This is a genomic window from Acinetobacter sp. ANC 7912 (genome assembly GCF_039862785.1).
Classification (GTDB): Bacteria; Pseudomonadota; Gammaproteobacteria; order Pseudomonadales; family Moraxellaceae; genus Acinetobacter; species Acinetobacter thermotolerans.
Window position 1 is genome coordinate 105,510 of sequence record NZ_CP156795.1, and the last position, 13,050, is coordinate 118,559.

Genomic DNA, 13,050 nt, shown 5'->3' on the forward strand with positions numbered 1-13,050 from the left:
TTAAAGGGTTAACCTGTTCACAATTTATTGTAAATACAATTGTAACAAGAATAATAGCTGTAAGCGTCCGCTGAACACACCTTATGAATTCATCCTATAAGCCTTAATTTAGTCCCCACTTAAAAACAAGTGGGGACTAAAATTTATGACTACAAATCACCAGACATCCATCGCATCTCTTGCGAAAAAACGAAGAACATACAGTGCTGAATTTAAACAGCAGATCGTTCAGGCTTGTAAAGCACCGGACGTTTCAATTGCTTCGGTCGCTTTGCAACATGGATTGAATACAAATCTTGTATCCAAATGGATTCGCTTAATTGATGGTAAGCCAGGGAATGATCGCTCACCACTACCGAATAAACCTGCATTTATTGCCTTATCTTGCTCTGCACCATTAGATCCTACTCCTACTGACATGTTAATGGTTCAAATTACTTTACCCCACTCAAAAGCAGAAATTGGCTTGAAATGGCAAGTATCAGAAATACCTGCCTTGGCAGAATTACTCAAGGCACTTGCAACATGATCCGCATTGATGAAATCTGGTTGTCTACTCAGCCCATGGACATGCGTGCAGGTATGGATACGACCATGGCTCAGGTGGTGAGAGCCTTTGGCTACATCAAACCGCATTGTGCTTACCTGTTCTGTAATAAATGTGGCCATCGCATGAAAGTACTGGTACATGATGGACTGGGCATCTGGCTGTGTGCCCGGCGGCTGGAACAGGGCAAATTTCACTGGGCTCAAGTTCACCAAGGTGAAACCGTGGCCCTCAGCCCGGAACAGTTACAGGCACTGATCCAAGGTTTGCCCTGGCAGCGCATTGGACGACAGCAGGTGGTGACGATGCTTTAAACCAGGCTGTTCCATTCTGCTATTCTCCAAACGTTCTATTTCATTCTTCTCATGACCTCAGGCATACTGCGGTCATGAATACGCTGCCTGACTTAAGCCAACTGACCCATGAACAACTGCTGGAATTCACCAGGCAGTTGGCGCTGCAGCATCAGTCTCTAGCACAATCAAACCAGCAATTAGATGCCAGAGTTCAACATCTTGAAGTCACCAATCAGCAATTAGATTCTAAAGTTCAACATCTTTCTATTCTCACTCAAAAATACGAGCATGAACTGGCGCTGTTTAAACGGCATAAGTTCGCCCAGAAGAATGAACACTTAACGACCAAACAAATCCACCTGTGGGACGAAGCGGTTGAAGAAGATATTGCCGCGGTTGATCTAGAATTAGAACGATTAAATGCAGATAAAACCGATGCAGCGACAGAGAAAGCCACAGTCAACAAACCTAAACGTCGACTGCTGCCCGATCATCTACACACCATTCGTATTGAGCATGAACCAGCATCAACCCAATGCAGTTGTGGCTGCCAGTTACGTCGTATCGGCGAAGATATCAGTGAAAAACTGCATTTCAGACCGGCACAGTTCTATAAGGAACAGCATGTCCGTGGCAAATGGGTCTGTGATCAGTGTGACACCCTGACTCAGCAAGCGATGCCTGCCTATGTGATTGATAAAGGCATTGCTTCACCTGAACTGCTCAGCCATGTGCTGGTATCGAAGTATGCCGATCATTTACCGCTGTACCGTCAACGTCTGATCTATCAGCGGGCGGGAATCGAGCTTTCTAGATCAACGTTATCTGACTGGATAGGTCGCTGCGGTGTAGAACTGGAACCTCTGGCCAATGCCTTAAAAGAGGTGGTACTACAACAGCAGGTGCTGCATGCAGATGAAACACCGGTCACCATCATGCGGATGGGTGAGAATGATAAAAAACCGAAGAAAGGTTATGTCTGGGCCTATGCCACTACACAGTACAATCCAGTTCAGGCGGTGATCTATGACTTTCAGGATAGTCGTTCAGGCCAGCATGCTGCAGAGTTCTTGAAAGGCTGGCAGGGTTATCTAGTCTGTGATGATTACAGTGGTTATAAAGCACGCTTTAAATCAGGCCAGGTCATAGAGGTGGGCTGCATGGCCCATGCACGTCGTAAATTCCATGAACTGCATGTAACTGGGAAAAGTCAGGTCGCTGAACAGGCATTAGTGCTGATTCAGAAACTGTATGCGATAGAAGCAGAGCTCAGGAAAAAGACCGATGGTACAGCGGAAGACCGCCGCGAATACCGACAACAGCATAGTCAACCAGTGATGCAACAACTATATGAATGGCTCAACCAACATCATCTGACGGTGCCATCGAGTTCTCCCACCGCCAAGGCGATCAATTACACTCTGAAGCGTTGGCCAGCCTTAAGCCGCTATTTGGATGATGGCAATCTACCGATTTGCAATAATTGGGTAGAGAATCAAATGCGACCTTGGGCCTTAGGGCGCAAGAACTGGCTGTTTGCTGGCTCGCTGCGCAGTGGACAGCGAGCGGCAAATATCATGACGTTAATCCAGTCAGCAAAGCTGAATGGCTTGGATCCGTATGCCTATTTAAGTGATGTGCTGAAAAGGCTGCCGACGCATAAAGCGACCCAAATAGAAGAATTACTACCACATCGCTGGAAATCCAACTCAAATTAAAAAATAGGCATGGGGTTCAGCGGACGCTTACTAATAGCTGAGCTAGGCCAAGTCTTTAAATATAGAAAGCCCAAATCAAGGGCTTTCAATCACAGCTCGATTGTTGCTTTTTAACGGGACAGAAAGCCGGTGTGTTTTAGCCAGTCGAAGAGTTGCCGGTAAACCTGTTCGCGTACCGGGTGTTCCGATAGTATCAGATCATGCAAGCCATTTTTAATTTCACAGAACTGCACATCACCTGATATTTTTTTGCCATATTTGACCATATCCTTGATATTTAAGATCACATCGCTGCTTTGTGCTTGACGGTTGAAACGGCGCGGATAGCTGCTCTGATGCGCGTACATCAGTAGAGTCGGAACATTTAAGGCAACGCCCTGATGAATTTCTTTTTGTGCTTCATGAATGGCATGTACAAAGCCGAGACGCACCCATGGATAACGCGGCTGTTTCCATTCCAGGTTAAAATTCCATTCCCCCCGATCACTGACATGCAGGCTCGGCACATAGAATTTGTTTAAGCGGCTCGGAAACAGCAGGTTGGGAAAGCGTTTGCCCAGTGCAGACATTGTGGGAATAGCCAGCTTCTTTTCCAGGCGGCTCATATTAAAGTCATAAAACGGGCTGTTGAGCCATAAGGCTTTGATCAGGGGGTGCTTCGGATGATGTGAAGCATATAAGGTGGTGGTTAGCCCACCCGTTGAATGGCCACTGAGCAGGACGGCATCATGACCTTCAGCACCAATAATTGCCAACGCCTGAGTAATTTCAGCATCATATTCAGAAAGCGAATGGACGTTATAGTACATTTGATGCGGTAAATAAGAACGCCCATATTTACGCAAATCCAGCGCATAAAAATCACAACCCTGCGCATTAAAGCGCTCGGCCATTTCAGTCTGGAAAAAATAGTCAATAAAACCGTGAATATAGAGTACTGCTTTAGAGGTGGGCTGCTCTGCTTTTTTACGAATCAAAGTGGCCACCACTTTGCCTTCATAATCATCAGAAAAATTTAAAGTAGCCTGTTCATATCCTGCGCCTAATACATCAGGCTGATATCGGGGAGTCTGGAGCGTTATTGTCATTGTTATACTCAGGGAAGTTTTAGGCTTTATAGTTGATCAAGTTTCAGTCTTTGTCAATTTTTGTGATGAAGATTAAAAAGTTAGCCTTGAGAAGCAGGTCCAGTGTGAACTGAGCCTTTATACCGAATGCTTTTAAATTGCAATGCACCATTTAGAGGGGATAAATTTACTTTATAAAACGAGACGACGACGTTATCATGTCATCGCCTATTTCTTACCTCATTGACTCAAAAGAGCATATGGAACCATCATCCCAGCTTAAAAAATTACCACGCCTTAAGCCTCGTGGTGGCCTGAGAGTAATGTATGCTTCGATTCGCGCGCTCATTTTGCGTGAACTTCAAACTCGTTTTGGCCAGTATCGCTTGGGCTATGTATGGGTGTTTTTAGAGCCACTCTTAACTATTGGGATCATGGTTTTATTATTCGCGACCATTAGACAGCGTATGGCCCCCGGTATTGAGTATGAGGTTTTTTTAATCAATGGGATCATTCCATTTTTTATGTTTCGAACAGGGGTCATGTTAGGGACGAGTGCAGTAGAGTCTAATAAGGGCTTATTTAGCTATCGTTCGGTAAAGCCTATTGATGCTTTAGTTGCTCGTAACATCTTAGAGCTGCTATTAAAATTTACAGCGTATATGGGCTTTAGTGTTAGTTTCTTATGGTTCGGTTATTCTATAAGCTTAAGCGAAATTCCTAATTTATTATTTTATTGGTTACTTTTATTTATTTTCATGTTTAGTTGTAGCCTTGTATTTTTAGTAATTGCTGACTTCTCCAAAGAAATTGTTAAAATTCTTTCTCCGCTATTTTTAATTCTATATTTGGCTTCAGGTATTTTATATTCAATTCATATTATACCGGCAGAGTATCGTGTGTATTTACTTTATAATCCACTTATTCACATTTTTGAACTAATGAGAAATGCTGTTGCACCGACTTATGCTTTAGTACCTGGTATTAGTTTATCTTATTTTATTTATTGGATAATTATTACTCTGTTTTTGGGGCTTTTATTATATAAGCGTTTTGAACGTCGTATGGTGAAGTCAAAATGATAGAGCTTCGTAACCTGACCAAGTCTTATATTACTCCCAAAGGACGGCATTATGTATTTAAAAACCTTAGTGCCATATTACCAGAAAACAAAAGTGTAGCTTTACTAGGTAAAAATGGCGCAGGTAAAAGTACGCTATTACGTATTATTGGTGGGATCGACTATGCCGATGAAGGCGAGGTGATTACCAATAAAACAATTTCCTGGCCGGTTGCTTTATCTGGTGGTTTTCAGGGCAGTCTGACAGCACGGCAAAATGTCCGTTTTGTTGCCAGACTTTATGTAAGTAATGAAGATGAAGTTGAATATGTTGTAAATTTTGTAGAAGAGTTTGCTGAAATTGGAAAGTATTTTGATATGCCGATGAAAAGCTATTCGAGTGGTATGCGGAGCCGGATCGGGTTCGGATTGAGTATGGCATTTAACTTTGACTATTATTTGCTTGATGAGGCGGGGGCAGTGGGTGATGCTTCATTCCGCAAGAAAAGTCAGGCATTACTAGATGATTTAAAGCAAAATTCAAATATTATTATGGTTTCACATAATGTGAAAGATTTATTGCGTAATTGTGATGTGGCTTTTTTGGTCAGAGATGGAAAGGCTGAATATTTTGACAATATGCAAGATGCAATAGAGGTATATCAAGAATATGTTAAGTAAAAAAAATAAAAAACTGTTCATTGCATATAGCTGTATTGTGCTTATTCCTTTACTAGTCATAATGTTGTATTTGATGATCTTTGCAAAAGATCGTTATGAGTCAAACTCAATTTTACTGGTTAAGCAGGTTGCTGAAACACAGGTTTCGGATAATAGTGGTTTGGGTGCTTTGTTGGGAGTGGCGAACACAAGTCGTGAAGATGCTCAGATTTTAAAAGAATATATTCGCTCTCGTGACATGGTTGAAAAACTAGACCAAAAGCTTAATTTGAGAAAAGCATTTTATGCTCAAAAAGATCCTCTTTTCGCACTCGAGAAAGATGCTTCTATTGAAGAATTGGTTGAATACTTTAATAAAGTCGTCAAAATTGACTTGGATGAGCAAACGATGATGTTAGCTATTACGTCTCAAGGATTTACTTCAGACTTTTCATTAAAACTGAATCATGAAATTTTAAACCTAAGTGATGAGTTTATTAATGGAGTCTCTAAAAGTATTGCTCAAGAACAACAGTCTTTTGCAGAGAAACAATACCAAGAGGCCGCTAAACAACTCGATGAAGCACGCCGGGCTGTACTAGTTTATCAAAATGAAAATGAAATCTTTGATCCTGAATTACAGGCAAAGGCGGTTGCAACCTTGGTTTCTAGCTTACAAAATAACTTGGCTCAATTAAAAACTGAAGAGCGCACTCTGCTTAGCTACTTAACACCTGAAGCCCCTCAGGTCATTGCACTAAAGAGTCAGATTGAATCAGTTGAAAAACAAATTGATGCAGAAAGTGCGAAGCTTACCTCTCCCAATAACTCTAAATTGAACCAGAATGTTGCTGATTTTGAAGCATTAAAAGCCCAAGTAGAATTTGCTACAGACTTATATAAAATTTCATTGGCATCACTTGAAAAAGCACGATTAGAAGCCTCAAGAAAATTGAAAAAGTTAGTTGTAATTGCTGAGCCTCGTCTGGCTGAAGATGCTTTATACCCACGTAAAGTGTATATCAGTATCACCTCATTTATTCTACTCAATATTGTTTTTGGTATTGGACTATTGATCCATTCGATTATTCGTGAGCACAGAGAATAAGTTATGAAAAAAATTGCTGTATTATCAGTTTTATCATGGGCATGTGCGACATCGACTTATGCTTTTGATCAAAGCCTGTTACCTACCGAAGTGGCAAGTGCTCTTAATGGAGGCGGCTCACAAAATATTTCTAATAACTCTATATTGAATCAACAGTCAGTTGTAGAGTTATCACCTGGCACATCTATGCAATATCAAACAGTAAATAAAATGTTTGGTTCGCAGCTATTTAAAGGTGCATTTGCATCAACTGCAGGTTCAACCTTTAATAGCAGTTATAGAATTAACCCGGGTGATCAGATTAATTTACGGTTATGGGGTGCTTACCAATTTAGTGGTACACAAGAAGTTGATCCTCAAGGTAATATTTTTATTCCCAATGTAGGTCCTGTAAAAGTTTCAGGAGTAACAAATGGTGCGCTACAGTCCGTGATTGAAGCGCATGTGCGTCGTATTTATGTGGCGAATGTCGGTGTATATGCTGCCTTGGAACAGGCTCAGCCAGTCAAGGTTCTCGTAACCGGTTTTGTAAATCAGCCCGGTAATTATGGCGGTGTGGCAAATGACAGTGTTATTGCTTATTTAGACAGAGCAGGTGGGGTTGATCCAGAACGCGGTAGTTATATCGATATTAAGGTGATGCGTAACGGTCAGTTGATTCAGCATGTGGACCTGTATCAGTTTTTACTCAATGGACAGATTAAGCCTATTTCATTCCGTGATGGGGATGTAATTGTGGTCGGGCAACGTACCCATACCTTTAATGTATCTGGTGAAGTTTATAATCAGAATGATTTTGAATTTAACTCGCCGAGTATTTCTTTAGCTCAAGCCTTATCTTTTGCCAAGCTCAAACCTGGCGCGACTAATGTTAGTATTCAACGTCGCCAAGGCACAGAATATCGTAGTGAATATTACCCATTGAGTCAGGCCAATAACGTCATGATCCAGGATGGTGATGTGGTGACTGTTACTGCGGATCGTTATGCAGGCACCATTCAGGTCAGAATCGATGGTGCGCATAATGGGGCACATGCCGTAGTCCTGCCTTATGGGGCTAAACTCAGTGACATACTGACGCAGCTGCAACCGAATGCTTTAGCAGAAATTGAATCTTTACAACTCTTCCGTCCTTCTGTCGCCAAGCGCCAAAAAGAGATGTTAAATGTTGCTCTAGATAAGTTGGAAGAAACGACATTTAATGCTCGTTCAAGCACACAGGAAGAAGCAGCTTTACGTTTGCGTGATGCTGAACTGGTAAAACAATTCATTGCTAAAGCGCGTCAAGTTGAACCTAAGGGACAGGTGGTGCTGAATCCAGATACTTTCCAAAATGTAATTTTGGAACAGGGCGATATTTTATATATTCCTGAAAAAACCTCTGTGGTCATGGTACATGGTGAAGTTGCTTTTCCAAATGGGGTGGAATATAAGCAAGGTCTAAGTGCCAAGGAATATATTGAGCAGGTCGGCGGTTTTAGCCAAAAATCGAATAAATCTAAAGTGATTGTCATTCGACAAAATGGTAAAGCTGAACTGGTACGTAAAGGTGAAAAAATTAAACAAGGTGATGAGATTTTAGTCTTGCCTAAAGCGCAGACTAAGGGCATTGAGTTAACACGTGGTATTACGCAAGTTTTATATCAAATTGCGGTAGCAGCAAAAGTTGCACTAGATTTATAAGTCTTTAAATAGGGTAAGTTGGAAGTGTTATGTTGAAAATCCTATTAGTTTTCGGTACTAGACCGGAAGCTATTAAAATGGCACCTTTAGTCAAGCGGTTACAGAAGGAAGAAAAAATAATTACAAAAGTCTGTGTAACCGCCCAGCACCGTGAAATGTTGGATTCTGTTTTAGAGTTGTTTGAGATTAGACCTGACTATGATTTAAATATCATGAAGCCTGGCCAAAGCTTGACTCAAATGACTTCAAATATGTTATTAGGACTAGAGCCTGTATTTAATGATTTTAAACCAGATTTGATTTTGGTACATGGCGATACAAGTACAACCTTATGTGCTTCCTTGGCCGCATACTACCAGCGTATAGCTGTAGGGCATGTTGAGGCTGGGTTAAGAACCTATCAGTTATATTCTCCTTGGCCTGAAGAAGGTAACCGTCAGTTAACGGGAGTGATTGCAGATATGCATTTTGCCCCGACTTCAACTGCAGCCCAGTATTTAACACAGGAATGTGTTCAAAAGGAAAATATCTTTATTACAGGTAATACTGTTATTGATGCGCTACATATCATTAAAGCGAAAGTTGCAGAAGACATTACCATTAATGCCACTATGCAAGAAAAATTTAAAGATTTAGATTTTTCAAAAAAACGTGTATTAATTACTGGCCATAGACGAGAAAACTTCGGTGAAGGTTTTGAAAATATTTGTATGGCTTTGCAAGTTTTATCTAAACAATTCCCAGATGTAGAATTTGTTTATCCAGTCCATTTAAATCCACAAGTCAGAGAACCAGTAAATCGTTTACTAAGCGATTTAAATAACGTCAAATTAATAGAACCATTAGACTACCTCCCATTTGTATGGCTTATGCTCAATAGTCATTTAATTCTAACTGACTCCGGTGGTATTCAAGAAGAGGCCCCATCTTTGGGATTACCTGTATTGGTAATGCGAGATACAACAGAAAGACCAGAAGCAGTGCAGGCAGGTACTGTCAAGTTGGTGGGCACCCATGTCGAAAACATTGTGAGAAGTGTTTCAACCTTACTTACCAATGAAACAGTCTATGCCACTATGTCACAAGCACATAATCCATATGGCGATGGCACCTCATGTGATCAGATTGTTCATGCTATTAAAGCAAGATTTGCACAATATTTTTACGTTAATTAATCAAGTATTTTAGTATCTTATGAAAATTTCAGTTAGCGGTTTAGGTTATATAGGTCTTCCTACAGCAACCATGTTTGCCCATTACGGAGCACATGTCATCGGCTTAGATGTCAATCAGCATGCAATTGATACCATTAACCAAGGTAAAATCCATATTGTAGAACCAGGTTTAGAAGAGATTGTAAAAGATGTCGTGGCACAGGGGCGTTTAAAAGCATCATTGACTCCAGAGCCAGCAGATGCTTTTTTAATTGCGGTACCAACACCATTTAAAGGTGACGACCATACGCCAGATTTAAGCTATATTGAATCTGCTGCTAAAACGATTGCACCGGTTTTAACTAAAGGCAATGTGGTGATCCTAGAATCGACTTCGCCAGTCGGTGCAACTGAGCAAATGGTGGAGTGGTTGGCTGCCGCACGTCCTGATTTAAAATTCCCAACGTCTGCGCAAGATACTGACCTTGATATTTATGTGGCGTATTGCCCAGAACGTGTATTGCCGGGTCAGGTGATTCGTGAGTTGGTTGAAAATGACCGTACCATTGGTGGTTTAACCCCTGAATGTGCAAAAAAAGCCGCTGAAGTTTATAAAATCTTTGTAAAAGGTGATTTGGTAGAAACCAATGCCCGTACAGCAGAGATGACCAAGCTGACTGAAAATGCTTTCCGGGATGTGAATATTGCTTTTGCTAATGAGCTATCACTGATCTGTGATCGTTTAAATATTAATGTATGGGAATTGATCGCACTTGCCAATCGCCATCCACGTGTCAATATTTTAAATCCAGGTGCGGGGGTAGGTGGTCACTGTATCGCTGTCGATCCATGGTTCATTGTAAACAAAACACCTGATCTTGCACGTATGGTCAATACTGCACGTGAAGTCAATGACAACAAACCAAAATGGGTAGTGTCTAAGATTGAAGAAGCGGTTGCTCAATTAGGTGATTTAGGTCGTAAACCTAAAGTTGCGCTGCTTGGTCTTGCATTTAAGCCAGATATTGATGATTTACGTGAAAGTCCAGCAGTGGAAATTGCAGTAGAAATGGGTCAAAACCAAAACATTGAGTTGTTATTGGTCGAGCCAAATATTCATACACTTCCTGCAAAAATTAAAGTGGGTCAATTAGTTGATCAAGCAACTGCATTAAAAGAGGCAGATGTGAAGGTTGTTCTTGTCAAGCACCGTGAATTTAAAGACTTGACTGATCATGTCATGAGTTTTGTGGGGTAAGAAATGAAAAAGCCAGTTTCAGCAAGAAGACAAAAAGCTCAAATGAAGTCAGCATTAAAAGCAGCATCTGTCGATAGCGTTGATGAAAATTTAAGTGTTTTACAGGTGAACGAGATAAAAGAAACTGATACAGGGTCATCTGTTGGAATGAGTCATTCACGAATGGATGAGCAAAACTTGCAAAGTCAAGTCGATGATTTAAAGTGTTTAGTTGAAAGCGTTCATGCTTCTCTTGCTCAGTTGTCTAGTGATTTGCAACAATCTAATCTAATGTTGAAAAAAATTGACATGTTAGAAGATAAAGTAGAGCAATTGCAAAAAAATTATACAACTGAACTGGCTAATTCAAAACAGCAAATTGTTGGTGTGATTCAACAAGAGTTAAAAAATTACCAAGCTCATATTTTAAGTGTAGTTAAAGAAGTTGGTAAGAGTGAATTTTCTTCGATAATATCCTTATTAAAAATGAAAAAAGATGAAATTGACTTAGAACGTACTTTGTCATTTCAGCTTGGTCGAATTTTAATTGATAGTAAAAAAAGTATTGAACATTTGATTAATTTACCGCAATCTCTAAAAAGTTTAAGAGAAGAAGCGGTTAAGCGTAAGAAAAAAACAGTATTAGCTGAGCCTATTACTCCAAAATTAATCGAAGGTGAAAGTAAAAAAGTTGAGGTAATTCAGCCAAAAAAAGTGGTCAATGATAAGCCGACACCTGCTAAGAACGTCATTGAAGAAAATTATCCATTAATGGGGTATACTTATTATAAACAGTTTTGGCCAAAAACTACTCAAGCTGCTAAATTTATTAGTATTTTAGATGAGATTTCTGAAAATTCATGGCAAAACGTTTTTAGATTATTTCCATTAAATAAGAATAACTATGAAAATCAGATTAAAGGCTCAACTTCAAATGCATTCTTCATAGAAAGTTGTTGGAAAGGTAATGGTGGCTCTTGGGAGTATGCCTTCACATCACCAGGTTTGAAGCATGCAAATGCTCAGGCATTACTCAAAGCATTGGAAACTGCAAAATCTAAAAAGCTGCCGATCATTTTCTGGAATAAAGAAGATCCAATGCATTACGAGAAGTTTCTTCCAATTGCTGAAAAGTGTGACATTATTTTTACCACTGATGCAAATAAGGTCGCTGACTATAAAAGAGATTTACCTGGCAAAAAGGTTTATCCTTTAGTTTTTGCTGCCAATCCATTTATTTGTAACCCTGTAAACAGAAATCGTTATGAGCAGGAAACAATCTGTTTTGCAGGCTCGTATTATTCTATTGGACATGATGACAGAAAAGTTCAAATGGATACCTTACTTCCAGCATTGTTGGAGTTTAATGGAGCAATCTATGATCGCATGTCAGCATTAAATAATGAGCGATACTTCTTCCCTGAACAGTATCGTCATCTGATTAGAGATGCAGTTGATTTTAAGACAATGTCAGTTTTGTATAAACGTTTTAAAATTTTCTTAAACGTTAATACAATTACAGATTCACCAACGATGATGTCTCGTCGTGTTTATGAATTGCTCGCATGTGGTACCCCTGTTATTTCAACCCCATCTTTAGCTTTAGAAAAGCAATTTCCAGGTATTGTTCAGATTGCAAATAATGCAGAAGAAGCTGTAAAAATTGCAAAAGAGCTTTTACAGGATGAGTGGAAGTATAAGCATTTAGCACATCGTGGTTATCGTGAAGTCATGCTTAAACATACTTATCAGCATCGTGTAAAGGATATTTTGTCCTCATTAGACATCGACTATGATGATTCACCAGCAAAAGTTTCAATTCTAATGGCGACAATGCGAGAGCACTATATTGATCGTATTTTAGAAAACTTAGGACGTCAAACTTACCAGAATTTAGAGTTATTTGTTGTAACACAAGGTTTTAGTGCTCAAGGTATCGCAAAGCTTAAAGCTGGTTTAAACAAAATCAAAAATATCAAGTATTATCAAGTATTAGAAATTAATACAGAGATGACACTAGGTGAGCGCTTGAATAAAGCTGCAGCATTGGCTACTGGTGAGTATCTTGCAAAAATGGATGATGATGATTTCTATTTTGATAATTACTTAACAGATATGATTCTACCGTTTAGCTATGGTAACTTTGGTTTGGTTGGCAAAAAAGAGATTTTTGTTTACTTGGAAGGTTCAAACAAAACCGTGATTCGTTATGTAAATCAGTCCCACCGTATTACTGATTTTGTTGCAGGACCTACATTAGTTATGAGAAAGAAAGTATTTGATAAAGTAGGTGGTTTTAATGCATTGAATCGTGGGGAGGATTCTACTTTAATTGACAAAATTAAGGCATTGAAATTACCAATCTATTCTTCAGATGCTTTTAACTTTATTCAGTTTAGAAGCAAGAATAGTCAAAATCATACTTGGCAGGTGGAAGATGAATTTTTCTTAAAAGGTGATAGTATTTTTGATGGTTTTAATGTATCAATAGTGTCTATCTAAATATTTTTAAGCAATTCA

The 13,050-nt window shown here is 39.6% G+C and carries 11 protein-coding genes; 10 read left to right on the forward strand and 1 reads right to left on the reverse strand.

The features are described from left to right. The first annotated feature begins 145 nt into the window (after positions 1 to 145). The 3 genes from tnpA to tnpC all read left to right on the forward strand — a co-directional run bounded on the left by tnpA (position 146) and on the right by tnpC (position 2,561). Positions 146 to 529 (forward strand): IS66-like element accessory protein TnpA, encoded by a 384-nt coding sequence (gene tnpA, locus ABEF84_RS00475; RefSeq protein WP_347452990.1) that lies wholly within the window; start codon positions 146 to 148, stop codon positions 527 to 529. Beyond that, positions 526 to 861, forward strand: a complete 336-nt coding sequence (gene tnpB / locus ABEF84_RS00480; protein ID WP_171476946.1) for an IS66 family insertion sequence element accessory protein TnpB — start codon at positions 526 to 528, stop codon at positions 859 to 861. Before tnpA ends, tnpB begins: the two co-directional genes overlap by 4 nt. A gap of 74 nt (positions 862 to 935) precedes the next feature. Then, positions 936 to 2,561: an IS66 family transposase gene (gene tnpC, locus ABEF84_RS00485; protein ID WP_347454585.1), complete on the forward strand. Its 1,626-nt coding sequence runs from the start codon at positions 936 to 938 to the stop codon at positions 2,559 to 2,561. Between the two features lie 110 nt (positions 2,562 to 2,671). Here the strand turns inward: tnpC and ABEF84_RS00490 are convergent, their stop codons facing one another. After that, a complete protein-coding gene (locus tag ABEF84_RS00490) occupies positions 2,672 to 3,649 on the reverse strand; it encodes an alpha/beta hydrolase (protein ID WP_347473711.1) in 978 nt (325 codons plus the stop codon). 197 nt (positions 3,650 to 3,846) lie between these two features. Here ABEF84_RS00490 and ABEF84_RS00495 point away from each other — a divergent pair, with 197 nt between their 5' ends. Genes ABEF84_RS00495 through ABEF84_RS00525 form a run of 7 tightly spaced genes read left to right on the forward strand, consistent with a single transcriptional unit; the run spans position 3,847 to position 13,032 of the window. Next, complete coding sequence (locus ABEF84_RS00495; RefSeq protein ID WP_347454584.1) at positions 3,847 to 4,710, forward strand: ABC transporter permease; 864 nt, start codon at positions 3,847 to 3,849, stop codon at positions 4,708 to 4,710. Then, a complete protein-coding gene (locus ABEF84_RS00500) occupies positions 4,707 to 5,369 on the forward strand; it encodes an ABC transporter ATP-binding protein (RefSeq protein ID WP_347454583.1) in 663 nt (220 codons plus the stop codon). Before ABEF84_RS00495 ends, ABEF84_RS00500 begins: the two co-directional genes overlap by 4 nt. Beyond that, complete coding sequence (locus ABEF84_RS00505) at positions 5,359 to 6,456, forward strand: capsule biosynthesis protein (protein WP_347456075.1); 1,098 nt, start codon at positions 5,359 to 5,361, stop codon at positions 6,454 to 6,456. The genes ABEF84_RS00500 and ABEF84_RS00505 overlap by 11 nt, the downstream gene beginning before the upstream one ends. Positions 6,457 to 6,459: 3 nt before the next feature. Beyond that, positions 6,460 to 8,139 carry a polysaccharide biosynthesis/export family protein gene (locus ABEF84_RS00510; protein ID WP_034588810.1) on the forward strand — a complete coding sequence of 560 codons (1,680 nt, stop codon included), beginning with the start codon at positions 6,460 to 6,462 and terminating at the stop codon, positions 8,137 to 8,139. A gap of 29 nt (positions 8,140 to 8,168) precedes the next feature. Continuing rightward, the gene (gene wecB, locus ABEF84_RS00515; protein ID WP_347473712.1) at positions 8,169 to 9,314 is read left to right on the forward strand and encodes a non-hydrolyzing UDP-N-acetylglucosamine 2-epimerase; all 1,146 of its coding nucleotides are present in this window, start codon (positions 8,169 to 8,171) and stop codon (positions 9,312 to 9,314) included. A 19-nt stretch (positions 9,315 to 9,333) separates the two neighbouring features. Then, positions 9,334 to 10,551, forward strand: a complete 1,218-nt coding sequence (gene wecC / locus ABEF84_RS00520; RefSeq protein ID WP_347473713.1) for a UDP-N-acetyl-D-mannosamine dehydrogenase — start codon at positions 9,334 to 9,336, stop codon at positions 10,549 to 10,551. A gap of 3 nt (positions 10,552 to 10,554) precedes the next feature. Then, on the forward strand, positions 10,555 to 13,032 hold the full coding sequence (locus tag ABEF84_RS00525; protein ID WP_347473714.1) for a glycosyltransferase: 2,478 nt from the start codon (positions 10,555 to 10,557) through the stop codon (positions 13,030 to 13,032). Positions 13,033 to 13,050 lie beyond the last annotated feature (18 nt).